Origin of the sequence: Sedimenticola hydrogenitrophicus (assembly GCF_025175675.1) — a bacterium.
Taxonomy (GTDB): Bacteria; Pseudomonadota; Gammaproteobacteria; order Chromatiales; family Chromatiaceae; genus Sedimenticola; species Sedimenticola hydrogenitrophicus.
The window spans coordinates 174,897-198,073 of sequence record NZ_JANIOA010000002.1 but is presented as its reverse complement, the minus strand read 5'-3'; the positions used below and the strand labels follow the sequence as shown (position 1 = coordinate 198,073).

General features: G+C 62.7%; 21 protein-coding genes and 1 tRNA gene. 8 read left to right on the top strand and 14 right to left on the bottom strand.

Annotation, left to right across the window (positions count from 1 at the left end):
- Positions 1–64: 64 nt before the first annotated feature.
- The gene (locus NPX02_RS02735; protein WP_260291645.1) at positions 65–742 is read left to right on the top strand and encodes an FHA domain-containing protein; all 678 of its coding nucleotides are present in this window, start codon (positions 65–67) and stop codon (positions 740–742) included.
- A 30-nt stretch (positions 743–772) separates the two neighbouring features.
- Positions 773–1,138, top strand: coding sequence for a PilZ domain-containing protein (locus NPX02_RS02730; protein WP_260291644.1), 366 nt, complete (start codon positions 773–775; stop codon positions 1,136–1,138).
- A 575-nt stretch (positions 1,139–1,713) separates the two neighbouring features.
- On the opposite strand, the gene radA is transcribed toward NPX02_RS02730, so the two are convergent.
- The 9 genes from radA to rnr all read right to left on the bottom strand — a co-directional run bounded on the left by radA (position 1,714) and on the right by rnr (position 11,823).
- Positions 1,714–3,096: a DNA repair protein RadA gene (gene radA / locus NPX02_RS02725; protein WP_260291643.1), complete on the bottom strand. Its 1,383-nt coding sequence runs from the start codon at positions 3,094–3,096 to the stop codon at positions 1,714–1,716.
- Positions 3,097–3,099: 3 nt separating this feature from the next.
- Entirely contained in the window at positions 3,100–4,182 is a 1,083-nt protein-coding gene (gene alr, locus NPX02_RS02720) for an alanine racemase (protein WP_418067312.1), read from the bottom strand.
- Positions 4,182–5,540, bottom strand: coding sequence for a replicative DNA helicase (gene dnaB, locus NPX02_RS02715; protein WP_335342506.1), 1,359 nt, complete (start codon positions 5,538–5,540; stop codon positions 4,182–4,184). Before dnaB ends, alr begins: the two co-directional genes overlap by 1 nt.
- A 270-nt stretch (positions 5,541–5,810) precedes the next feature.
- Positions 5,811–6,263, bottom strand: coding sequence for a 50S ribosomal protein L9 (rplI, locus tag NPX02_RS02710; RefSeq protein WP_260291641.1), 453 nt, complete (start codon positions 6,261–6,263; stop codon positions 5,811–5,813).
- A 31-nt stretch (positions 6,264–6,294) separates the two neighbouring features.
- The gene (locus NPX02_RS02705; RefSeq protein ID WP_260291639.1) at positions 6,295–7,191 is read right to left on the bottom strand and encodes a DUF2232 domain-containing protein; all 897 of its coding nucleotides are present in this window, start codon (positions 7,189–7,191) and stop codon (positions 6,295–6,297) included.
- Between the two features lie 96 nt (positions 7,192–7,287).
- On the bottom strand, positions 7,288–7,512 hold the full coding sequence (gene rpsR, locus NPX02_RS02700; protein WP_029133745.1) for a 30S ribosomal protein S18: 225 nt from the start codon (positions 7,510–7,512) through the stop codon (positions 7,288–7,290).
- A 79-nt stretch (positions 7,513–7,591) separates the two neighbouring features.
- On the bottom strand, positions 7,592–8,008 hold the full coding sequence (gene rpsF / locus NPX02_RS02695; RefSeq protein ID WP_260291637.1) for a 30S ribosomal protein S6: 417 nt from the start codon (positions 8,006–8,008) through the stop codon (positions 7,592–7,594).
- Positions 8,009–8,599: 591 nt separating this feature from the next.
- Positions 8,600–9,346 carry a 23S rRNA (guanosine(2251)-2'-O)-methyltransferase RlmB gene (gene rlmB, locus NPX02_RS02690; protein ID WP_260291636.1) on the bottom strand — a complete coding sequence of 249 codons (747 nt, stop codon included), beginning with the start codon at positions 9,344–9,346 and terminating at the stop codon, positions 8,600–8,602.
- Positions 9,347–9,408: 62 nt separating this feature from the next.
- Positions 9,409–11,823 carry a ribonuclease R gene (gene rnr / locus NPX02_RS02685; RefSeq protein WP_260291635.1) on the bottom strand — a complete coding sequence of 805 codons (2,415 nt, stop codon included), beginning with the start codon at positions 11,821–11,823 and terminating at the stop codon, positions 9,409–9,411.
- 122 nt (positions 11,824–11,945) lie between these two features.
- Between rnr and NPX02_RS02680 the strand changes: the two genes are divergently transcribed.
- Positions 11,946–12,032, top strand: a tRNA-Leu gene (locus tag NPX02_RS02680).
- Between the two features lie 168 nt (positions 12,033–12,200).
- Here NPX02_RS02680 and NPX02_RS02675 read toward each other — a convergent pair.
- The 4 genes from NPX02_RS02675 to NPX02_RS02660 are packed head-to-tail and all read right to left on the bottom strand — an operon-like array spanning position 12,201 to position 16,940.
- Positions 12,201–12,455, bottom strand: a complete 255-nt coding sequence (locus NPX02_RS02675; protein WP_260291634.1) for a hypothetical protein — start codon at positions 12,453–12,455, stop codon at positions 12,201–12,203.
- A gap of 6 nt (positions 12,456–12,461) precedes the next feature.
- Positions 12,462–13,256, bottom strand: a complete 795-nt coding sequence (locus NPX02_RS02670; RefSeq protein ID WP_260291633.1) for an NAD kinase — start codon at positions 13,254–13,256, stop codon at positions 12,462–12,464.
- Positions 13,253–14,875, bottom strand: coding sequence for a peptide chain release factor 3 (locus NPX02_RS02665; protein WP_260291632.1), 1,623 nt, complete (start codon positions 14,873–14,875; stop codon positions 13,253–13,255). The genes NPX02_RS02670 and NPX02_RS02665 overlap by 4 nt, the downstream gene beginning before the upstream one ends.
- 16 nt (positions 14,876–14,891) lie before the next feature.
- On the bottom strand, positions 14,892–16,940 hold the full coding sequence (locus tag NPX02_RS02660; RefSeq protein ID WP_260291631.1) for a putative bifunctional diguanylate cyclase/phosphodiesterase: 2,049 nt from the start codon (positions 16,938–16,940) through the stop codon (positions 14,892–14,894).
- Between the two features lie 311 nt (positions 16,941–17,251).
- Here NPX02_RS02660 and NPX02_RS02655 point away from each other — a divergent pair, with 311 nt between their 5' ends.
- The 3 genes from NPX02_RS02655 (at position 17,252) to NPX02_RS02645 (ending at position 20,225) form a co-directional block, all read left to right on the top strand.
- A complete protein-coding gene (locus NPX02_RS02655) occupies positions 17,252–17,593 on the top strand; it encodes a TraR/DksA family transcriptional regulator (RefSeq protein WP_260291630.1) in 342 nt (113 codons plus the stop codon).
- Positions 17,594–17,881: 288 nt separating this feature from the next.
- On the top strand, positions 17,882–19,360 hold the full coding sequence (locus tag NPX02_RS02650; RefSeq protein WP_260291629.1) for a SulP family inorganic anion transporter: 1,479 nt from the start codon (positions 17,882–17,884) through the stop codon (positions 19,358–19,360).
- A 16-nt stretch (positions 19,361–19,376) separates the two neighbouring features.
- A complete protein-coding gene (locus tag NPX02_RS02645) occupies positions 19,377–20,225 on the top strand; it encodes a universal stress protein (RefSeq protein ID WP_260291628.1) in 849 nt (282 codons plus the stop codon).
- Positions 20,226–20,649: 424 nt separating this feature from the next.
- Here NPX02_RS02645 and NPX02_RS02640 read toward each other — a convergent pair whose 3' ends face one another.
- Entirely contained in the window at positions 20,650–20,958 is a 309-nt protein-coding gene (locus NPX02_RS02640; RefSeq protein WP_260291627.1) for a hypothetical protein, read from the bottom strand.
- Between NPX02_RS02640 and NPX02_RS02635 the strand changes: the two genes are divergently transcribed.
- Both NPX02_RS02635 and groL read left to right on the top strand, forming a co-directional pair.
- Complete coding sequence (locus NPX02_RS02635; protein ID WP_260291625.1) at positions 20,957–21,526, top strand: macro domain-containing protein; 570 nt, start codon at positions 20,957–20,959, stop codon at positions 21,524–21,526. The genes NPX02_RS02640 and NPX02_RS02635 overlap by 2 nt on opposite strands.
- Positions 21,523–23,145 (top strand): chaperonin GroEL, encoded by a 1,623-nt coding sequence (gene groL / locus NPX02_RS02630; protein WP_260291623.1) that lies wholly within the window; start codon positions 21,523–21,525, stop codon positions 23,143–23,145. Before NPX02_RS02635 ends, groL begins: the two co-directional genes overlap by 4 nt.
- Positions 23,146–23,177: the final 32 nt, after the last annotated feature.

The following is a 23,177-nucleotide window of genomic DNA, read 5'->3' as shown; positions in this document are numbered from 1 at the left end:
CGCTAAGCAGTGTAGCCAACAGGTAGTTTTCACACCGACAATCTAAAGTAACAAAACGACTGCCATGCCCAAGTTGACCTTATGCTTTAAAGGACGCTTCATCGGACTGCACAATCTGAACGATGCGTCCGTGACCATTGGCCGGGCGCCGGATGCCGGCATCCGCATCGAGAGTCTGGCCGTTGCGGAGCGACACGCATTGCTGACCCTGGAACAGGAGCAGTGTCATGTTTCACCCATCGAACACCACGAGGTCCGGGTAAATCGCCGCCTGGTTGCAGAGCCGACTCTGCTGCGCCACGGCGACATTATCCAGATCGGCAAACATGAACTCATCTTCTCCGACGACACCACAGGCCTGAACCCCGTGCTGACGCAAAACGTGCACTCCCTCGCCCAGCCGCAAGGCAGACCGGACAAAGACACCCTGAACCAACTGATCAGCAGCATTGACACACTGCCCAGCGGAACCATTCAGATCCTGACTGGCCCGCATCTGGGAAAGATCATTCCGTTACAGCGCGGGCTGACCCGACTCGGGCTCACCGGCAATGAGTGCGCGGTCATTGCCCATCGTGACGACGGGTACTATATCTCCCATCTGGAGGGCGATACGCCGCCCCTGGTGAACAACCGCTCCATCGGAGACAGCAGCGTGCGTCTGCAGGAGGGTTATGAGATTCTACTGGGAGGCACCCGAATGCGCTTTCATGACCGGATTGAACAGTCTGCCGCCATCTAATTAACCGAGCCATCAACCACCGGTAACGCCATGATCACCACAGACCAGGATGAACGACGTAACTTTCAGCGCATACTGTTCGACGCCCCGGTAACCGTCCGCCTGGACGGCAGCCTGTTCCAGTGCAAGATGATCGACATCTCCCTGAACGGCGCCCTGCTGGAGAAGCCCCGGGACTTCAATGGAAAATCCGGACATACGGTATTCCTCAACATCCGTCTCGGTGAAGAGATCTCTATCGACATGGAGGCGCGGATCGCCCACCTGGAGGGGGTATACCTGGGGGTGCACTGCATCCATATCGACATGGAGAGCATCAGCCATCTGCGCCGGCTGGTGGAACTGAATCTGGGCGACACCGCGCTGCTGGAGCGGGAGCTCTCCGCGCTCGGTTAACCGCGACCGCGCCAGCCAGGGAACTCCTGACCTACGCACGGATCTTCTAACACCGAACCAGCCCGTAGGGCTCGCGCAAGAATAATTTCGCAGTACCGAGGGCGTAACTGGGCCACGCTGGCAAGGCACGCTTTGTAGGCAATGGCCGTTCCCTTGCCAAAAAGCGTAACGCCGCCAGCGGGGTCCAGTTGCGACCGAATACCGAAACTTATTTTTGCGCGAGCCCTTAGGATGCGGTGAGTGAAACGAACCGCATCAGGACGCTTGCACCGTTTCCAGCGATAGCTGGTGCGGTTCGCAAGCTCACCGGCACCCTACGCGGCTAATCATCCAAATCCGGTTAATTGGGAACCACGGATGAATACAGATCCACACAGATAGTAGAGACGTATTCTGAATCTGTGTTTATCTGTGTGAATCCGTGGTTCTCCAGCTTGGTAGGGTGGGCACGCTGTTTGTGCACACGTGGAAGGTGCTGTACGGTGCAAAAGGTGGGCACGGACTACGTGCCCACCCTACATCCGAAAGGTCGCCTTCTCCCGGCGCGAATTCAGAACAATGGTGTAATATGCCCTTCAGAAGAGATCCAGCACATCCGCCAGTCGATCAACGGCAGAGATCTCGATCCCCTCGATGGCTTTTTTCGGCGCATTGGCGCGCGGCACGATGGCCCGCCTGAATCCGTGCTTGGCCGCCTCGCGCAGCCGCTCCACCCCGTTCGGCACCGGGCGGATTTCGCCCGCCAGCCCCACCTCGCCGAACGCCACCAGTTCCCGGGGCACCACGCGATCGCGGAAACTGGAGAGCACCGACAGCAGCAGCGGCAGGTCGGAGGCGGTTTCCGTGATCCGCACCCCCCCGACCACATTGACATAGACATCCTGGTCGAACATGGCAATACCGGTATGGCGATGCAGCACCGCCAGCAGCATGGAGAGCCGATTCTGCTCCAGCCCCAGGGTGACGCGGCGCGGATTGGCGAGCGGACTCTCATCCACCAGCGCCTGCACCTCCACCAGCAGCGGCCGACTCCCCTCCCGGGTCACCAGGATCACGCTGCCGGGGACAGCCTCTCCATGACGCGAAAGAAAGATGGCGGAGGGGTTGTTCACCTCACGCAGCCCGCGGTCGGTCATGGCGAACACACCCAGCTCATTGACCGCACCGAAACGGTTTTTGATGGTGCGGATGAGGCGGAACTGACTACCGGACTCGCCCTCGAAATAGAGCACCGTATCCACCATATGCTCCAGCACCCGCGGCCCGGCCAACGCGCCCTCCTTGGTCACATGACCCACCAGGAACACCGTGGTGCCGCTCTGTTTGGCAAAGCGCACCAGTTGGGCCGCGGACTCCCTCACCTGGGCGACCGAGCCCGGGGCGGACTGCAACTGTTCGGTGTACAGGGTCTGGATCGAATCCACCACCATCACCGCCGGCCCCTCCTGCCGCGCCAGGGCGATGACCCGCTCGACCCCGGTCTCGGCCAGCAAGCGGATTCCGTCACTCTGCAGACCTAGTCGCCGGGCTCGCAGACTGATCTGCTCCGGCGACTCTTCGCCGCTGACATAGAGGGTTTTGAGCCGACCCGAGAGCTGTGCCATGGTCTGGATCAGCAGGGTCGATTTGCCGATCCCGGGGTCACCGCCGATCAGCACCACCGAACCGCCCACCAGCCCGCCGCCGAGGACCCGGTCCAGCTCCGCCAGTCCGGTCGCCTCGCCGTTGCGCTGTTCCGGTGAAACGTCGGCCAGATTGCGGATCAGATTCTGATTGGCCTCGCCGGCATAGCCGGCGAAGCGGGAGCCGGCCGCGGGTGCGGATGGCGCGACCGACTCCTGCAAGGTGTTCCAGCCCTTACAGTCGGCACACTGCCCGGCCCATTTTTGAAACTGACCGCCGCAGTCGCTGCAGATGTAGATCGATTTACCGCTTTTCCTGCCGCTTATGCCCGCCATCCGTCATCCCTGTCCATTGATCTCTTCAATTCGTACCCGCTGGGTCACCCCGCAGAACAGCTCGTAGGCGATGGTGCCGGCCCGAGCGGCAATCTCCTCCGCCGGCAGCCCCTGCCCCCAAAGGATCGCCGGATCCCCCACCCGGGCTTGCGGCTGGCTGCGCAGATCGACATTCAGCATGTCCATGGAGACGCGGCCGATCAGCGGCACCCGCCGGCCGTTCAGCAGCAGCGGGGTTCCGGACGGAGCGTGCCGTGGATAGCCGTCACCATAGCCGGCGGCCACCACCCCCACCGGCATATCCTCCGGGCAGACCCAGCTGCCGCCATAGCCGATCGGGCTCCCCTTGGGGAAGTGATTCACCGCGATCAGCCGGCTCTGCAGGGTCATCACCGGCCGCAGGCCGATCTGCTCCCCGCTCTGCCCCAGCATCGACGAGGCACCATAGAGCATGATGCCGGGCCGGATCCACTCCGCACGGGCCTCGGGCCAGCCGATGATTCCGGCGGAGTTGGCGATGGAACGGGGGGCCTCAAACTGTCGGCAAAGCTGGCGGAAGGTGGAGAGCTGTGCGGGGGTGGCCGGGTCGTCGGGATCATCGGCCGAGGCGAGATGGGTCATCAGGCCCACCCCGCCAGCGACCATGGGGTTGTCCCGCAGTGCCTGCCAGGCCGCCGCCACAGCCGCCGGCTGGAAACCCAGCCGGTGCATGCCGCTGTCCACTTTCAGCCAGCAGGCAACGGGCCGAGTCAACGGCCGCTGACGCAGAATCTCCAGCTGCTCCGACTGCATCACCGCCACTTCCAGGCGGTAATGCGCTGCGGCATCCAGCTCCGCGGCGTCAAAGAAACCTTCCAGTACCAGCAGCGGCCGGTCGATCCCGGCCTGACGCAGTTGCACCGCCTCGTCGACCCGGGCCACCGCCAGGGCATCGGCGCCCGCGAGAAAGGGCGCCACCCGCAACATCCCGTGCCCGTAAGCATTTGCCTTGATCACCGCATAGACGCGGCTGCCCGGGGCGAAGGCCCTGGCCTGCTGCAGATTATGCCCGAGGGCGGAGAGATCGATGCGTGCCGTGGGTCCCATCAGTAGCCGGGGTCGCCGTAGACATCGTGGGCATAGTTTTCAAACTTGGTGTATTCGCCCAGGAAGGTGAGGCGGATGCTGCCGATCGGTCCATTTCGCTGCTTACCGATAATAATCTCCGCTATGCCCTTGTCCGGACTGTCTTCATGATAGACCTCGTCCCGATAGATGAAGACCACCAGATCCGCATCCTGCTCGATGGCGCCCGATTCACGCAGGTCCGACATGATGGGACGCTTGTTGGTGCGCTGCTCCAGGCTGCGGTTGAGCTGGGACAGCGCAATCACCGGCACGTTCAGCTCCTTGGCCAGGGCCTTCAGCGAGCGGGAGATGGTGGAGATCTCATTGGTGCGGTTATCGCTCAGGCCGGGCACCTGCATCAGCTGCAGATAATCCAGCATGATCAGCCCCAGTTCGCCATGCTCGCGCATCAGCCGCCGGGCGCGGGCACGCACCTCCAGGGGGCTCAGCGCCGGGGTGTCATCGATATAGAACTTGGTTTCGGCCAGCATGCTCACGGCCGAGGTTAGCCGGGGCCACTCGTCATCCTCCAGCTTGCCGGTACGCACCCGGGTCTGGTTGATGCGTCCCAGAGAGGACATCATACGCATCGCCAGCGACTCACCCGGCATCTCCATACTGAAGACGGCCACCGGCTTGCCGCTTAGCAGCGCGACGTTTTCGGCCACATTCATGGCGAAGGTGGTCTTACCCATGGAGGGTCTGCCCGCCACGATCACCAGATCCGCCGGCTGCAGCCCGGAGATCATCTTGTCAAGATCGGCAAAACCGGTACTGAGGCCGGTGATCGGCTGGTCCTGGGAAAACAGGGTCTCGATCTTGTCCACCGCCTGGGTCAGCAGCGTCTTGATCCCCACGAATCCGCCCTTGCCCTTGGCGCCCTGCTCGGCGATCTTGAACACTTGGCTCTCGGCGGCATCCAGCAATTCGGAACTGTCACGCCCTTCCGGATGAAACCCGCTGTCGGCGATTTCCGTTCCGACGCGGATCAGCTGACGCATCACCGAGCGCTCGCGAACGATATCGGCATAGGCGCGGATGTTGGCGGCACTGGGGGTATCCTTGGCGAGCCTGCCCAGATAGGCGAGCCCGCCGGCGTTCTCCAGATTGCCGTTCCGGCCAAGCTCCTCGGAGAGGGTAATGACATCAAACGGCCGCTGCCGGTCGGCCAGCACCTCGATGGCGCGAAATAGCAGCTGGTGTTCACGCCGATAAAAATCGCTCTCGACCACCCGGTCGGCCACCTGGTCCCAGGCCTGGTTATCCAGCATCAGGCCGCCCAGCACAGACTGCTCGGCCTGCACCGAGTGCGGCGGCACCCGCAACTGATCGGTCATGCCACTCTCATCGGGCATTTCGGAGGGGAAAACAGAATTCTGCATGCTTCTCTGACAGGCTGGCTTCGATAGGGCCAAAGGATACGGCAAAAAGTGGTCGCCTGGAATTCTTCTGCGGTTATTTTAACCGGCTAGTAACTACTCACGGGGTGATTGGCCTGCCTCGCCGGCCTCACACGATGGCTTGTTTCCTCGAATCCGGTCCCAAACAATAACGCCGGGGTCGACAGCGTCGACTCCGGCGTTATGCTTTCACCCTGGAACGCCTGATCAGGCGACTTCGGGCGTGATCACAACCTTGAGGGTGGCATCCACATCGGTGTGCAGGTGAATCTGCACATCGAATTCGCCGGTGTGGTGGAACGGACCTTCCGGCAGGCGCACTTCGCGCTTCTCCAGCTCACCACCGGCGGCAACCGTAGCCTCGGCGATATCCGCGGTACCCACTGAACCGAACAGACGACCCTCATCGCCCGCCTTGCGCTCGATGGTCACCGTCAGGGTTTCCAGCGTCGCCTTGCGTGCCTCGGCAGCGGCCAGTGCCTCTGCCGCCTGCTTCTCCAGCTCGGCCCGACGCGCCTCGAATTCGGCCACGTTGCCCTTGGTGGCGGTAATGGCCTTGCCGGTGGGGATCAGGAAGTTACGGCCGTAACCGGACTTCACATTGACCTTCTCACCCAGACCACCCAGGTTGTCTACTTTCTCTAACAGAATAACTTCCATCGTTATTTCCCCTGTAACAGGTATTAAATCTTCAGCTCGCCTTTCCTGGACCACGGGGGCCAAGGCGTGCCCTGAAATCAAACCATGCGTCTGCTATTCCAATCGTTGCCAATACGATGACCGTATGCGGCAAGGCAAATAGCAGCAGCAGATATAGGCCAATCAACCAACCACTGCTTGAACCCAGCTTCCCGATAATCCCGTGCGCCAGCGCCAGTCCCTGGATGAACCAGGCCACCACCACCAGGATGAGCGCATACTCCACCAGCGAGACTCCGGTTCCGCTCTGCAGCCACATCAGCAGAACAACCAGGAGCAGCACTATCGACAGCCACCGGGGCAACCGCAGCTGATGAAACTCGCTACGAAATCCGCCCGGGTTATACAGCAACGCCTGCCACCAGCGCGCCAGCATGAGGGAGACTGCCAGCTGCAGAAAAAAGCCCGCAGCCACGATTCCCGGCATCCAGCTTGCCATCAACGAGACCAGTGTCGCCTGCTGACTGCTCTCCACCAGTTGCACATCGGCCAGCGAGGCGACAAACGGGGTCAGTATCTCACTCCACTCGGCAACGGGGTCGGCGGACTGCATAAACTGCCCACCGAGCATCACCAGCCCCAGCACCAGGCCCGCCACAATGGCGAGGGCCAGCGACCGGCTGGATCTGAGCACCGCGGCCAGCAGCCAGATCGGCAGCCACATCAGCATCAGAAATCCGACCGCCAGATTGACCCCACCCAGCGCCAGCAGGGCGATAACGCCGCTGAAAGCGGTGGCCAGGCCCATTATCAGGGCTCCGGATACCGGCCCTTTCCGCAAGGTGACCAGCGCCACGACGGAAGTGCTGAGTATACTTGTCGGCGGCAGTAGCAGTGACAGGGCCGCCAACAGGATGGTCAACATCACCGCCTGAGGTACACCCCGCATCACAAAGGATGCTAAAGCCTGCATTTACTCCCTTCCGACAATTCAAACAGTGCCCGCATCCGTTCAACCGGCAAACGGGGCGGGCGAAAGACAGCCTTAATGGCTGTCGGTGTACGGCAGCAGCGCCAGATAACGGGCGCGTTTGATGGCCGTCGCCAGCTGACGCTGGTATTTGGCCTTGGTGCCGGTGATACGGCTTGGCACGATCTTGCCGGTTTCGCTGACATAGGCCTTCAGCAGGTTGAGATCCTTGTAATCGATCTCGGTGATCCCTTCAGCGGTAAAACGGCAGTATCTTCTGCGACGAAAAAAGCGTGACATATCTATCTCTCTATTCAATTCATTCGAGCTGACCGCCGCTGCTCACGGACGGCCGGAAAACTCCGCAACCCTTGCCCGGTCAGGCGGATGCGGCGGCCTCATTAGCGTCGTCATCCTCGTCGTCACCATCATCGGCAGATGAGTCGTCCGAGGAGGATCTGGCGTCTTCGCGATCATCCGGCGCTTTCACCAGCGGCGAGGCCTCGGTGATGGCGTTGTCGCACTTGATGATCATATTGCGCAGCACGGCGTCATTGTAGCGGAACGCGCTCTCGAGCTCTTCGAGGGCAGCGGCACTGCTCTCGATGTTCATGAGCACGTAGTGGGCCTTGTGCAGTTTTTGAATAGGATAGGCGAGCTGACGGCGCCCCCAATCTTCCAGACGGTGAATATGGCCGCCATCTGTCTCGATCAGTGCACGATAACGCTCGATCATGCCGGAAACCTGGTCGCTCTGGTCCGGATGAACCATGAACACAACTTCGTAGTGTCTCATTATTTCCCCTTTCGGATCATTGAGCCTCCCACGCTATTATGGTGAGGCAAGGAGTAAAGCGCGGAGATACCTCCACGCCAGGAAACCGCGGATTCTACATCGCCGACCGGAGACATGCAATAAGCGGGGAGATTTCCCGGCAATTCTAAACGGGACCTGGGAGAACCACGGATTCACACAGATAAACACAGATCGTAACTACTCACCCCCCCGGCATCTCGCATGCCTGCCGACAGCACCCACGGGGAGCACCATGACCTATTTTTTGGGGTAGGATGCTGGTGAGCTTGCGAACCGCATCATTTGCTCGTTGCCGGACCGATGCGGTTCGTTTTACTCACCGCATCCTACGGGTTGTAGTTTTGCGAGTGGAGCTCAGCAAAACCGCACTGGATACCCGCCTGCACGGGCATGACGGGGTGAGCAGTTACTACAGATTTAGAATCCCTATCTACTATCCGTGTAAATCCGTGTTCATCCGTGGTTCCTTATCAACCGGACCGGGATAACTAATCCGCTTTTGAAAGCCATATTTAGAATTGCGGGACATTGCCGGGTCAGCGACCAGCCGCCGACCGGCAGTGCAGCGACTCAACCCCGTTGCCTGACCGCCTCAAACAGGCAGATGCCCGCCGCCACCGACACATTCAGGCTCTCGACGACACCGGCCATCGGCAGCTTCACCAGGAGGTCACAGGATTCACGGGTCAGCCGGCGCATGCCCTTCTCCTCCCCCCCCATCACGATACCCAACGGCCCCTTCAGATCGGCCGCATAGAGCGAGGTCCCGGCCTCCCCCGCCGTGCCCACCAGCCAGATGCCGTACTCGGACTGCAGCCCTTTCAGGGTCCGCGCCAGATTGGTCACCTGAATGAACGGGACGGTTTCCGCCGCGCCACTGGCCACCTTGCAGGCCGTCGGCGTCAGCCCCACCGAGCGATCCTTGGGCGCAATCACCGCCTGGATGCCGGTCGCATCGGCGCTGCGCAGACAGGCCCCCAGGTTGTGTGGGTCCTGCACCCCGTCGAGAATCAACAGAAACGGGGGAACATCCAGCCTGGCGAGCAGTTCCTCCAGGGCCTTCTCATCCAGCGCGGCGGGCACCTGGGTACGCGCCGCGACCCCCTGATGATTGGAACCCACGGTCAGCTCGTCCAGCTGCTCCCTGTCTACATAGCGGACCGGGACGCCGGATTCCCGGGCCAGGACGATCACTTCACGGACCCGCCGGTCCTGTTTACGCGCCCCCTCGATCCAGATCTCCAATAGCGATCCCGCACCGTGCTTCAGTGCCGTTCTGACACTGTGCAGCCCGGCAACCAACTGACTGTCACTCATCTACAACCTCTGTTTGATCCGCTGCCGACACCCATAGCCCACCCCGGATAGGACGGAACCCGCTATTCGGCCTTCGGTTTTCCACGCCGCCGCGCGGACCTCCGCTTCTTTCCGGGCGCCTGGGCGTCCGCTTTCCCGCTGGCGGGCTTTTCACCCTTCGCCGCCGGCGCCGTGCTGGGGCCTTGGGCCTTTTTCCGTCGGGTTTTCCCGGAATCCTCCCGGGAGCCGCTGCCGTCCGCCGGCGCCGCGGGCTCTTTTTTCCTGCGTCGGGATTTTGCCTTGGCGCTCATCGCCTCCAGCAGGATAAAGTCGATCTTGCGCTCATCCAGGTTGACGGCGGCCACCTTGATTTTTACCTGGTCTCCGAGACGGTAGACCATGCCGGAGCGTTCGCCGGTGAGCCGGTGTCCGACCGGGTCAAAATGGTAATAGTCGTTATCCAGCGCCGTGATATGCACCAGGCCATCCACATAGATCTCGTCCAGTTCGACGAAGATGCCGAACGAGGTGACCGAGGTGATGATGCCGACAAACTCCTCGCCGATCTTGTCCATCATGTATTCGCACTTGAGCCAGGAGGTGACATCCCGGGTCGCTTCGTCCGCGCGCCGTTCCGTGGCCGAACAGTGTTCACCCAACCCCTGCAGTTCGGTCTGCGTATAATCGAAATCCTCCAGTGTCCCGCCCTTCAGCAAATGGCGGATGGCCCGGTGGACGATCAGGTCGGGGTAGCGCCGGATGGGCGAGGTGAAGTGGGCATAGGCGGCGAAGGAGAGCCCGAAATGGCCCTGGTTTTCCGCGCTGTAGACCGCCTGCGACAGCGAGCGCAGCAGCACGGTCTGGATCAGGTGCGAATCGGGGCGACCACGCACCTCGGACAGGAGATCCGCGTAGTCACTGGTTTGCGGTTTCACGCCGCCGGGCAGCCGCAGCCCGAGTTCGCCGAGAAACTCCTTCAGATCCAGCAGTTTCTCCGCCTGTGGACCATCATGATTACGATACAGCGCAGGCAGTTTCTTACGCAGCAGAAACCGCGCGGCCGCCACATTGGCCGCCAGCATGCACTCTTCGATCAGCCGGTGGGCGTCATTGCGCTGCACCGGGATAATCCGCTCCACCTTGTGCTCCGCATTGAACAGGATGCGGGTCTCCGTGGTATCGAAGTCGATGGCACCGAGGGCACTGCGGGCATCCCGCAACACCTGGAACAGCGCGTACAGCTGATGCAGATGGGGGAGCAGATCGGCATGGGTGGCACACAACCCGGGCTCGCCCTCGATCAGCATATCCGCCACCTGGTCGTAGGTCAGGCGCGCCTGGGAACGCATCACCGCCTCATAGAAGCGTGACCGGGTCACCACCCCTTCCTGGTTGACATAGAGCTCGCAGGTCATGCACAGGCGATCGACCGCCGGATTGAGGGAACAGAGGCCGTTGGAGAGTACCTCGGGGAGCATCGGTATCACCCGCTCGGGGAAATAGACCGAGTTGCCACGGGATTTCGCCTCCCGGTCGAGGGCGCTGCCCGGCTGCACATAACTGGAGACATCGGCGATACAGACCAACAGGCGCCACCCCTTGGGCTTTGCCTCGCAATAGACCGCGTCGTCGAAATCCCGTGCATCCGCGCCATCGATGGTGACCAGCGGCAGATGGCGCAGATCGACCCGCCCCTGCTTGGCCTCCTCCTCCACCTCGCGCCCCAGATGGGCGATCTCCTGCTGCACCTCGTCCGGCCACTCCAGCGGCAGTTGATGGGTCCAGATCGCCACATCGGTCTCCATGCCGGGGGCCATGTGCTCGCCCAGTACATCCTTGATCCGGCCGATGGGCTGCACGTGCTTGTTCGGCTGCTGGACGATCTCGGCCACCACCATCTGGCCGTGGGTGGCGCCGTTGAAATCGTCCTCGGGTATCACGATATCCTGGTGCAGCCGCTTGCTGTCCGGTACCACAAAGCCCACACCCCGGTCCATGTAGAGGCGGCCGACCACCAACTGGTTGCCGCGCTCCAGCACCTCGACCACTGCCGCCTCCTTGCGACCGCGCCGGTCCAGCCCCACCACCCGGACCACGGCCCGGTCGTTGTGCAGCAGCTGGCGCATCTGGCGCGGCGATACGAACAGGTCGTCGCCACCCTCATCCGGACGCAGAAAGCCGAAACCATCGGGATGACCGATCACCCGACCGGCGATCAGATCCTTACTGTTGACGATGCAGAGCGCGCCGTTGCGGTTGCGGACCAACTGACCGTCGCGCTCCATGGCATTCAGCCGCCGGCGCAACGCCTCCAGATCTTCCTCGCCCTGAAGCGCGAGTTGCGCGGCCAGCTCCTGCTGAGCCATGGGCGCCCCGGCAGACTCGAGGTGCTGCAGGATGAACTCGCGACTGGGTATCGGATTGGCGTATTTTTTCGCCTCCCGGATAAGATGCGGATCCGCATTTTTTGCTGTTTTGTTACCTGAACTTCTGCTCAAAGGATATTCCCTAAATTTTGTTTAATTGAAATGCTATTGTACCGTTGACAAGGGTTAAATGTCGCTGTAAAGTTCGCGGCCTCTGGAATGTGAGCGCATTCAACGGCGACCAGACCGGAAAAGCCGAGGTGGTGAAATTGGTAGACACGCTAGCTTCAGGTGCTAGTGGGGGAAACCCCGTGGAGGTTCAAGTCCTCTCCTCGGCACCAAATATGAAAACCCCTGACATTTTAATATGCCAGGGGTTTTTTATTTCCCTCGCAAAACACGCTCCGCACCTCGCACCTGACCGTTCCTTTCGCACAACGCCATGAGTAGGCCGAGAACGAAGCGAGATGGGATACTTTACTTTGCAGTGGTATTCGGCAACCGCTCCATTATGGCGCGGGCTCACCGCCTTGAGTCTTTGCGGTCATCGGTTGCAACCGGTAACCCTCCCGTTTGGCAATGCCCTGCAATGCCTCGATAGACACATCCGCCGGCGCCTCCACCTCCGCATAGGCGCGCTTGTACAAGACGTAGCATCGGACACCCGGCAGCCGGCTCAGAGCGCCGCGCAGGCGCTCGGCGCAATAGATGCTTTTCAGCCCGTGGACACGGAATTCCCGCCTGATTGTTTGTTCATGAACCATTAGCCGTTACGCCAGGAACTGCTCCCGCAGGATGCGCTCCTCCAGATGGTGCTCGGGATCGAACAGCAAGGTGATCGGGCTGTCGACCGCCTCCTGGACCGTGACCCGGCGCACGTCGCGCACCTCGTGAAAATCGGCCACCGCGCTTACCGGCCGCTTGTAGGGCTCCAGTACCTCGAACTCGATGCACGCAGCGCGTGGCAGCAAGGCGCCGCGCCAGCGGCGCGGCCGGAAGGGGGATACCGGGGTGAGCGCCAGCACGCCCGCGTCCATCGGCAGGATCGGGCCGTGGGCGGACAGGTTGTAGGCCGTGCTGCCCGCCGGGGTGGCCACCAGTGCGCCGTCGCAGGCCAGCGGATCGAGACGCACCACGCCATCAACCTTGATGCGCAGGGAGGCCGCCTGGCGGCTCTCGCGCAGCAACGACACCTCGTTGATGGCCAAGGCGATGACAATTTCGCCCTCGGCGGTCTCGGCACGCATGCGCAATGGCGTAAGCGTCATCGCCACCGCCTGGCGCAGGCAATCGTCCAGTCCCTCCGCGCGATACTCGTTCATCAGAAAACCGACGGTGCCGAGATTCATGCCGAACACCGGCAGGCGGCGCGGCAAAAACCGGTGCAGGGCGTGCAACAGGAAACCGTCCCCGCCCAGCGCGACGATCACCTCCGCCTCGTCGAGCGGCACGGGCGAATAGCGGTCGGAAAGTTCCGCCAGCGCCCGCTGGGCCGCAACCGTCCGGGCAGCGACGAATGCCGCCTTCTCCGGGTTCAGGGAACTGCTCAGGGTCGGCTTGCTCATGCGCCGTCGTGCAGCCGTTCGCCGTGCTCGCGTGTCTCGCGCAACGCGATATCGGGCCAGCGTTCGCCGGTGAGCTGCAGGATGGCGTTGGACTCGGCGAGGAACACGGGATTGCCGTCCACGTCCGTCGCCAGTCGCGCCGGGTTGCCTTTTTCGAACTCGCGCAACACCTTCAGGTCCGGCGCGCGCACCCAGCGGGCGGCCCGGACGTTGACCGGCTCGAACAGGGCGGGCACGCCGTACTCGGCCTGCAGCCGGTGGCTGACGATCTCGAACTGCAACTGGCCTACCGCGCCCAGCACCGGCGGCCCACCCTGGGTCAGCTGGAACACCTGGATGGCGCCTTCCTCGCCCAACTCCTTGAGCGCGTTGTTGAGCTGCTTGGCCTTCAGCGGATCCTTGAGACGTGCCCGCATGAACAGCTCCGGCGCAAAATAGGGGATGCCCTTGAAGGCGAGCGGTTCACCCTCGGTGAGGGTATCGCCGATGTGGAATTGGCCATGATTGTGGATGCCGATCACATCCCCTGCCACCGCCTCTTCCAGTACGGTGCGCTCGTTGGCCATGAAGATGAGCGGGTGCGGGATCTTGAACTGGCGCGCGGTGCGCACCTGGGTCACGCGGGTCTCCGGGGTCAGACGACCCGAACAGATGCGCAGGAAGGCGATGCGATCCCGGTGGCGCGGATCCATGTTCGCCTGGATCTTGAACACGAAGCCGCTGAATGCCGGCTCCAGCGCCTCGATCTGACGCACGCCGCCATTGCGCGGCTGCGGTGGCGGCGCCCAGGCGATCACGGACTGCAACAGTTCGCGTACGCCGAAATTGTTGATCGCCGATCCGAAAAACACCGGGCTCTGCTCGCCCCGCAGATACGCCGCGTGCTCGAACGGTTCGCAGGCGCCGCGCACCAGCTCCACCTCGCTGCGCAACGGTACCACTTCCATGGGGTAATGCGCATCCAGCACCGGGTCGTCGATGCCCTTGACCGCCTCCACCTTGGCATGGTGGTGGCCCTCGCCGGGGCGGAAGCGGTGCATCTGGTCGTGCAGCAGGTGGAACACGCCGCGGAACGACTTGCCCATGCCCACCGGCCAGGTGATGGGTGCGCAGCGGATGTTGAGTACGCTCTCGATCTCGTCGAGCAGCTCGACGGGATCGCGTACCTCGCGGTCCAGCTTGTTGATGTAGGTGATGATGGGCGTATTACGCAGCCGGCACACCTCCAGCAGGCGGATGGTCTGAGCCTCCACACCCTTGGCCGCGTCGATCACCATCAGCGCGGCGTCGACCGCCGTCAGCACGCGGTAGGTGTCCTCGGAGAAGTCCTGGTGGCCCGGGGTGTCGAGCAGGTTGATGACGTGGCCCTGATACTCGAACTGCATCACCGAGCTGCTCACCGAGATGCCGCGCTGCTGTTCCACCGCCATCCAGTCCGAGGCAGCGAAACGGCCGGACTTGCGCGCCTTGACCGTGCCGGCCAACTGAATCGCGCCGCCGAACAGCAGTAACTTTTCGGTGAGCGTGGTCTTGCCCGCGTCCGGGTGCGAGATGATGGCGAAGGTGCGTCGCCGGCGGATCTCGCGCGCCAAGGGTTGGTCGGATGTTCTAAAGTTCACCGTCTCTTGCATAAAACTACCAGCAACGGCCTTTCTTGAGCAGGAACAGAAGATGATCAAGGGGGCTCGGCCGGCTGATCAGCGGCCCCTGGCCCTCGTGGCAACCGGCCTGGCGCAGGAACTCGAGCTGATCCAGCCGCACTACGCCTTCGGCGCCGACTCGCAGGCTTTGCTTCTGCGCCGCCAGGCAGATGTCGCGGATGCGCCCGGCGCTGGCCGCGTCGCCCGGGGCCTGTTTCACCAGATCTTCGTCAAGCTTGATCGCCTGGACAGGAACCTCGTTGAGATGGGTGGCCTTGAAATCGGCGCTGGCCACGTGGTCGATGGCGATGGCATGGCCCTTGGCGGCAAGCCGTTGCAGCAGCGGCACCACTGTGCCAGGCGACTTGCTCAAGGCCTCGCACGGAAACTCCAGGCGCAGCTGCTCCGGCTTGAGGCCGCTGCGGGACAGGAACTTCTCGAGCTGCGCGGCCGATGTGTCGTTCGCGCAGGTCGCCGCCGAGATGTTCACCGCCACCGGCAGGGCGGTCACGGCCTCGGTCGCCAGCCGCCCCATCGCCGCGACGACCTGTTCGAGCACGGTATGGTCAAGCAACCAGTTCGCTTCGGCTTGCTGCGCGGCCCGCAGCACGTCGGCGGCGGTGAGCTGTTGGCCAATGCCGCCGTTCCAGCGCACCCGCGCCTCGATGGCGGTGATCGCGCCGCTGTCCAGATCGACGATGGGCTGGAAATGGGTCTCGAGTTGTTGGTGACGGATGGCCTGTTCAAAATCAATTATTTGCATGGATAGGTCGTCTGCTCCTTCGGCTGGATAGTGTTGAATAAAAAACCGGCGGCCGCCCTTCCGTTTGGCGCGATACATGGCCTGATCGGCACAGTGCAGCAGGTCGCTGGCCGTCTCATGGCCTCTGGGACCGAGGGAAGCACCGATGCTCGCCGAGAGCCTGTGCTGCTGACCCGACACACTGAACGGCGCATCGAAGAGCGCCAGCAGGCCGCGGCAAAGGGCCTCGGCCTGCGGCAGCGGATCTGTCTGCGGGGGGATCAGCACGGCGAACTCGTCGCCGCCAAGCCGGGCGACATCCACGCCGCCTTCGGCCTCGTGGGCCAGCGCGCGCAGTCGTTTGCTGAAATCGCCCAACAGCCTGTCGCCCGCCTTGTGGCCGTGGCTGTCGTTGACGGCCTTGAAGCCGTCCAGATCGAGAAACAGCACCGCCAGTCGCGAGCCGGCATCCCGGCAACGATAGAGGGCGTTGGCGACACGTTCGCGAAACGCCTCGCGGTTCAGCAGCCCGGTGAGCGTGTCATGGTGGACCATCCGCTCCAGCTGCTCCGCATAGTTCCGATGGTGCGAAACATCCGATAACAACAGCAGCCAGCTAGCATCTTCGGGTAGCTGCTCGGGCAAGGGACTGACGGAAGCGAGCAGCGCCAGCCTTGTCCCATCCTGCTTCTGGCCCTCTACTTCCCCCTGCCAAAAGCCGTTGCGGGTCAGTTCGGGGCGCGCCCGGTTCATCAGATTGGTCCCGGCGGGAAGAAAAGGCACCGGCGACGGTGTCAAACCGCTCAGGTCGTAGCCGGTAATGCGGGTGAAAGCCGGATTGGTCCACAGGATGTGGCCAGCATCGTCGAGGATCGCTGCCGCCTCGCCCAGGCTGTCCAGCAGGGTCAGGGCATCGCCGCCACCGGCTGGCCCGGTCAGCGCGAACGCGAGGCAGGCCACGCCCTCTGGCCGGCCAGCACTCGCCAGGGGCAAGGCCGCCATCATCACCGCGAAGGGTTGCAGGTTGTGTGGGTGGCGGCCGTGAAAGATGAAGGCCCGGGTCTCGCCGGAGCAGGCGCGGCGCAGGTTGTGCAGGGTCCCTTCCAGCGCATGGGGCGAGGCCAGGCGCAGCAGGGCCTGCCCCCTGGCGGTACAGGCATCGAGACCGAACAGCGAAGCGAAGACGGGATTGGCCTGCTGAATGACGCACTGCAAATCGCACAAGGCAAGGCCCACCGCCGGGTTTTCCAGCAACGCATGCCATGAATCATCAATAGTGGTATCGGGCCGGTCCGCGTGCATCCGTCATTTGGGCAGCCGGCCGGCGCACCAAACGTCTGGCTGCGTGGCCGGCTGATCGTGCCGGTACGGGGAGGGATAGAGAACGCACACCCCTGCCTACGGCGCGATACAACCGACATCGCGTAGCGGGAAAGACGTGCCCTTATTCAACCGACCTGGGCAAAAGCGTGGCCGGGAAGCGTGAGACCGTATTTACCGACGAAGACGTCGGGGTCCGGAACGGCGGGCGCCACTCCTGGTCAATGAATGCGGCGAAGGCTATCATAGATACTGAGTTTGGGCCAAGCATTCAGAGTTCATTGATTAACAACATGCCGGATATCGATCATTTTCGTGATAAACTCCTCGCCGCCCGTGATGCTATCCAGGGCCTGGCGGATGCCCGCAAAGCCTCCACCGCCACCGTGGTGCTGGATCAGACCAGCGTCGGCCGTCTCTCGCGGATGGATGCCCTGCAGCAGCAGGCCATGGCGCAGAACACCCGCCAGCGGGCGGAACAGGAACTGCGCCGCATCGAGACGGCGCTGCACCGCTGCGACGACGGCAGCTACGGCTACTGCACCGACTGCGATGAACCTATCAACCCGCGCCGCCTGGAGTTCGACCCGGCGGCTACCTTGTGCATCGTCTGCGCTGAAATGCACGGCAGATAAGCAGTAAACCCACCAAACACACAAGGTCTCAGGGGGCCAAACTACTGGTCCCACTACTTTAATTCAGAGTAAGAAGTGTGGATTCGTTTTCTGATAAATGTCAGAATACTTAATTACTCCAGATTTTCGAACTAAAAGAGCTCTCTTGAAAATGACGCAATACAAACAATCGATCACCCCGCCATAGCGCTTTCCCCGGCGCATCCAGTCGCATCACCTTGCATTCGCCATTCCTCCATACCCGTCCGCTACGCCGGGCAGGGTCGTTTTGTTCAATAGGAAAGTAGTATGGTTCATTCACTCCGTGCCCAGTGGTTCGGCAACATTCGCGCCGACCTGCTCGCCGGCATCGTCGTCGCACTGGCCCTCATCCCCGAGGCGATCGCCTTCTCGGTGATCGCCGGGGTCGACCCCAAAGTGGGCCTGTACGCATCATTCTGCATCGCGGTGGTCATCGCCTTCGTCGGCGGACGGCCCGGCATGATCTCCGCCGCCACCGGCGCCATGGCGCTGCTGATGGTGACGCTGGTCAAGGATCACGGGCTGCAATACCTGCTGGCCGCCACGCTGCTCACCGGTGTGCTGCAAATTCTGGCGGGTTATCTCAAGCTGGGTTCGCTAATGCGTTTCGTGTCGCGCTCGGTGGTCACCGGCTTCGTCAATGCGCTGGCGATCCTCATCCTCATGGCGCAGTTGCCAGAGCTTACCGGCGTGACCTGGCAGGTCTACGCCATGACCGCCGGCGGCCTGGCGATCATTTACCTCTTTCCCTATCTCACCAAGGCGGTGCCATCGCCGCTGGTCACCATCGTGGTGCTGACGGCCATCTCCATGTTCCTGCATTTGGATATCCGCACCGTGGGCGACATGGGCGAGCTGCCGGACACCCTGCCGGTGTTCCTCTGGCCCGAGGTGCCGCTGAATTTCGAAACCCTGGCGATTATCTTGCCTTATTCGGTGTCGCTGGCGATGGTGGGCCTGCTGGAGTCGTTGATGACGGCGACCATCGTCGACGACCTGACCGATTCGGACAGCGACAAGAACCGCGAGTGCAAAGGCCAGGGCGTGGCCAATATCGCCTCCGGCCTGCTGGGCGGCATGGCGGGCTGCGCCATGATCGGCCAGTCGGTGATTAACGTGAAATCCGGCGGGCGTACCCGTCTCTCGGCGCTGGCCGCCGGCGTCTTCCTGCTCATCATGGTGGTATTCCTTGGCGAGTGGGTGGCGCGCATCCCCATGTCGGCACTGGTGGCGGTGATGATCATGGTGGCCATTGGCACCTTCAGCTGGGGATCCTTGCGCAACTTGAAAATACACCCGAAAAGCTCCAGCCTGGTGATGATCACCACCGTGGTGGTGGTGGTCGCCACCCACAACCTGGCCTGGGGCGTGTTCGTCGGCGTACTGCTGGCGGCGATGTTCTTCGCCAACAAGGTAGCCCAGTACAAGTACGTCACCTCGCAACTGAACGAAACGGGTACTGTGCGTTCCTATCTGGTGGTCGGTCAGGTATTCTTCGCTTCGGCGGACAAGTTCCTGGAGTTTTTCGATTTCAAGGAAGCGCTGGACAAGGTCGTTATCGACCTGATCCAGGCGCACTTTTGGGATATCACCGCCGTGGCGGCGTTGGACAAAGTAGTCCTCAAATTCCGCCGAGAGGGCACCGAGGTTGAACTCATAGGGCTCAACGAGGCCAGCGCCACCATCGTGGATAAATTCGCCGTGCACGACAAGCCGGACGCGGTGGAAAAATTAATGGGTCACTGACCGGAAAGGAATTACCATGACCAAGACCAATGTAATCGCCTGTATTGACGGCACCAACGTCTCCACCGCCGTCAGTGACTACGCCGCCTGGGCCAGTCTGCAACTGGCCGCGCCGCTTATTCTGCTACACGTACTCGATAAGTCAGCCTACCCGGTGAAGGGCAACCTCAGTGGGAACATCGGATTGGGCAGCCGCGAGGCCCTGCTGCAAGAACTGACGGAGCTGGATGAAAAGCGCGGCAGGCTTGCATTGGAACAGGGGCGTGTCATGTTGGAAACCGCGCGACAGCAAGCACTGGCCGATGGGGTCAGCGAGCCTGTCGTGCATCAGCGTCATGGCGATCTGCTCGATTCCCTGTTATCTATCGAGCAGGACACTCGACTGTTGGTATTGGGCAAACATGACGAGAACCTGGGTGCGCACGTGGGCAGCCGGCTCGAAACCCTGGTCCGCAGTCTGCATCGGCCCATGCTGGTCTGTCCGGCGGCTTACAAGAGGCCCGAGCAGGTCATGATCGCATTCGACGGTAGTAAAACGGCCCACAAGTCAGTGGACATGGTCGCCGGCAGCCCGCTGTTCCGCGGTATGCCGTGCCATGTGGTGATGGTCGGCACCGATGCTGCCGCGCACCGAGAGCAACTGGACTGGGCCCGGCAGACCCTGGAAGCATCCGGCTTTGACGTCACCACCACGCTACGGGAAGGTGATGTCGAGGCTACACTGTGCGATTACCGCCGCGAACACGCCATCGACATCCTCGTCATGGGTGCCTACGGCCATTCGGTCATCCGCCGCTTCCTGGTCGGCAGCACCACCACGGCCATGATACGCAACGCTCAGATACCCGTATTATTGCTCCGTTGAATCATTCGCAACCGGACATTTTCTCTTTGCGTCGGCAATGCCTCCGTAAAGCCTGACCTTTCACAGGGCGCTCCGCGTTACTACAAACGCAGCGCCAAATGTGCTATTTTTCCTAACCTGACAGTCCGTATTGTCAGCCTGGCGGTAATTGTAATCCGCCACCCTGCCCTCACCCGCGATTCGGGTTCGGGCCGGTCATTCCAGAGCGCACAGTGCGTTGCCGAACAAGCCGGTTTTCGGCTCGGGATGCAGTGAGCCGCCGCGGATGCACTGGTCGACACCCAGTTTGCCACCGATGCGGATCCCGATCCTCGTTATTTCAAAGGCCGCGCCTGCCGCCCTTATGTGTGCCTGGATGCCCCTGGCCGGAATGCCGGGTGCGACCAACCGGCAAACAGGTCGACAACTAAAAGACAAGTGAAGATTAGTGTGTTCCAAAATTGAACAGATACCGGCACAGGAAGCAAAGCGGCTTGGCGCACTGATCCAGACCTATGTGCACGCGCGCTGGGTTGGGTCCGGCGATACAGCGGCGGCCCAGCTGGAAACAAGCCTGGAACCAGGGCTCAGGGACCGCATAGACGTCCTCGGCCTGGATGGCGAACGGCTGCTGGACCTGAGCGCAGAGGCGGTGCTGGCCGAACTCGAAAAACTCGAACGGGCGGCGACCCGAGAAGACGCGCGCGTCGCAGCCGCGGCGGACCGGGTTCGCGCCCGGGAGGTAAATCGTCATGACGCAACGAACCCTGCACGGCGTGACCCTGGAATGCGTCCGGGGCGACATCGCCAACCAACCGAACATGGACGCCGTCGTCAACGCGGCCAACGCTGAGCTGCGCATCGGCGGCGGCGTAGCGGGCGCCCTGCACCGGGCCGCGGGCCCTGGGCTGGAGGCGGAATGCCGCCCACTGGCACCCATCCGCCCGGGCGAGGCTGTCATCACCGGCGCCCATGACCTGCCGAACCGCTACGTGATCCACTGCCTGGGACCGGTCTTTGGGCGGGACGAGCCGGCGGACGCGCTGCTGGCGGCCTGTTACCGCAACGCCCTGGACCTGGCGGAGGCCAAGGAGATCGCATCCCTCGCCTTTCCCGCCATTTCCACCGGGGCGTTCGGCTACCCGATGGAGGCGGCGGCGCATATCGCCTTTGCCGCGCTCCGGGAGGCGTTGCCCCGGCTCCCCCATGTGCGGCACATACGTTTCGTATTGCATGACGAGCCCAGCCGCCGGTTGCACGAAAGGGTGCTGGACGGGCTGGGCGCGGGTCCGGCCAACCCATCAGAAGGAAACAAGACATGACGGCAAAACAGGTCGAATTCAGTGAACGGGCGCGCGAACGCCTGCTGGCCGGGGTCACCAGGCTGGCCGACGCGGTGAAGGTCACCCTCGGTCCGCGCGGGCGTAACGTGGTGCTGGAGCGCGCCTTCGGCGCGCCCACCGTCACCAAGGATGGCGTCTCGGTGGCCAGGGAGATCGAGTTCGAGGACCGCTTCGAGAACATGGGCGCGCAGGTACTGAAGAATATCGCGGTCGCCACGGCCGACGCTGCCGGGGACGGCACGACCACCGCCACCGTGCTGGCCCATGCGATCCTGCGCGAGGGCCGCAAGATGGTGGCCATCGGCGCCAATCCCATGGACCTCAAGCGCGGCATCGACCAGGCCGTGGCCGCCGCGGTGGACGCGCTGAAGACGCTCTCCCGACCATGCACCGACAGCCAGGCCATCGCCCAGGTGGGCACCATCTCCGCCAACGGCGACACGACCATCGGCCGGATCATCGCCGAGGCCATGGAGCGGGTCGGCAAGGCGGGCGTGATCACCGTCGAGGAAGGCTCCGGCCTTGAAGACGCGCTGGGCGTGGTCGAGGGCATGCAGTTCAACCGTGGCTATCTGTCCCCCTATTTCGTCACCGACCAGCAGGCCATGACCGCCGAGCTGGATGAGGCGCTGATCCTGCTGCACGACAAGAAGATCGCCAATATTCGCGACCTGTTGCCGGTGCTGGAGGAAACGGCCAAATCCGGAAAACCGCTGCTGATCGTCGCCGAGGACGTCGAGGGTGAGGCCCTGGCCACCCTGGTGGTCAACAACATGCGGGGCATCGTCAAGGTGTGCGCGGTCAAGGCCCCCGATTTCGGCGACCGCCGCAAGGCCTGGCTTGCGGATATCGCCGTACTGACCGGCGGCACGGTCATCTCCGGGGAGGTGGGCCTGTCGCTGGAAAAGGCCATCCGGGACGAGCTGGGCTCTGCGCGCAAGGTTCGGATCACGAAGGATGACACCACCCTGATCGACGGCGCCGGGCAGGCGGATGCCATTACGGTGAGGATCGATGAGCTCCGCGCCCGGATCGCGGAGGCCGGCTCCGACTACGACAAGGAGAAGCTGCAGGAGCGTGTGGCCAAACTCTCCGGCGGCGTGGCCGTCATCAAGGTGGGCGCCGTCACCGAGGTGGAGATGAAGGAGAAGAAGGCGCGCGTCGAGGACGCCCTGCACGCCACCCGCGCGGCGGTCGAGGAAGGCATCGTGCCGGGCGGCGGCGTGGCCCTGGTCCGCGCCCTGGAGGCCACGCGGGATCTGAAGGGCGGCAACCACGACCAGGACATCGGCATCGGGATCGCGCAGCGCGCCATGGAGGAACCGCTGCGCCAGATCGTGGCCAACGCCGGCATGGAGTCCTCGGTGGTGTTGAACAAGGTGCGCGAAGGCCAGGGCGATTTCGGCTACAACGCCGCCACCGGCGAGTACGGCGACATGATCGCCCTGGGCATCCTGGACCCGACCAAGGTAGCCCGCACCGCCCTGCAAAATGCCGCCTCCGCCGCCGGCCTGATGATCACCACCGAGGCCATGGTGGCCGAGGCGCCGGTGGAGACAACGACGGCGCCGGAGATGAATGAGATGGGGATGATGTAGCGTCGCCCTCTGAGACTGGAGAAAACGAATCC

Excerpts from the sequence above, each read along its gene's own strand:
- alr (WP_418067312.1), bottom strand. The coding sequence starts at position 4,182 with ATGGGACCCACGGCACGCATCGATCTCTCCGCCCTCGGGCATAATCTG.
- NPX02_RS02640 (WP_260291627.1), bottom strand. The coding sequence starts at position 20,958 with ATGACGATTTACCTCCCGGGCGCGAACCCGGTCCGCCGCGGCTGCGAC.
- NPX02_RS02650 (WP_260291629.1), top strand. The coding sequence starts at position 17,882 with ATGGTTCATTCACTCCGTGCCCAGTGGTTCGGCAACATTCGCGCCGAC.
- NPX02_RS02675 (WP_260291634.1), bottom strand. The coding sequence starts at position 12,455 with ATGGTTCATGAACAAACAATCAGGCGGGAATTCCGTGTCCACGGGCTG.
- NPX02_RS02705 (WP_260291639.1), bottom strand. The coding sequence starts at position 7,191 with ATGCGGGGTGTACCTCAGGCGGTGATGTTGACCATCCTGTTGGCGGCC.
- radA (WP_260291643.1), bottom strand. The coding sequence starts at position 3,096 with ATGGCGGGCATAAGCGGCAGGAAAAGCGGTAAATCGATCTACATCTGC.
- NPX02_RS02635 (WP_260291625.1), top strand. The coding sequence starts at position 20,957 with ATGACGCAACGAACCCTGCACGGCGTGACCCTGGAATGCGTCCGGGGC.
- rlmB (WP_260291636.1), bottom strand. The coding sequence starts at position 9,346 with ATGAGTGACAGTCAGTTGGTTGCCGGGCTGCACAGTGTCAGAACGGCA.
- NPX02_RS02730 (WP_260291644.1), top strand. The coding sequence starts at position 773 with ATGATCACCACAGACCAGGATGAACGACGTAACTTTCAGCGCATACTG.
- dnaB (WP_335342506.1), bottom strand. The coding sequence starts at position 5,540 with ATGACCGATCAGTTGCGGGTGCCGCCGCACTCGGTGCAGGCCGAGCAG.
- rpsR (WP_029133745.1), bottom strand. The coding sequence starts at position 7,512 with ATGTCACGCTTTTTTCGTCGCAGAAGATACTGCCGTTTTACCGCTGAA.
- NPX02_RS02735 (WP_260291645.1), top strand. The coding sequence starts at position 65 with ATGCCCAAGTTGACCTTATGCTTTAAAGGACGCTTCATCGGACTGCAC.
- rplI (WP_260291641.1), bottom strand. The coding sequence starts at position 6,263 with ATGGAAGTTATTCTGTTAGAGAAAGTAGACAACCTGGGTGGTCTGGGT.
- NPX02_RS02660 (WP_260291631.1), bottom strand. The coding sequence starts at position 16,940 with ATGCACGCGGACCGGCCCGATACCACTATTGATGATTCATGGCATGCG.
- rpsF (WP_260291637.1), bottom strand. The coding sequence starts at position 8,008 with ATGAGACACTACGAAGTTGTGTTCATGGTTCATCCGGACCAGAGCGAC.
- NPX02_RS02645 (WP_260291628.1), top strand. The coding sequence starts at position 19,377 with ATGACCAAGACCAATGTAATCGCCTGTATTGACGGCACCAACGTCTCC.
- NPX02_RS02655 (WP_260291630.1), top strand. The coding sequence starts at position 17,252 with ATGCCGGATATCGATCATTTTCGTGATAAACTCCTCGCCGCCCGTGAT.
- NPX02_RS02670 (WP_260291633.1), bottom strand. The coding sequence starts at position 13,256 with ATGAGCAAGCCGACCCTGAGCAGTTCCCTGAACCCGGAGAAGGCGGCA.
- groL (WP_260291623.1), top strand. The coding sequence starts at position 21,523 with ATGACGGCAAAACAGGTCGAATTCAGTGAACGGGCGCGCGAACGCCTG.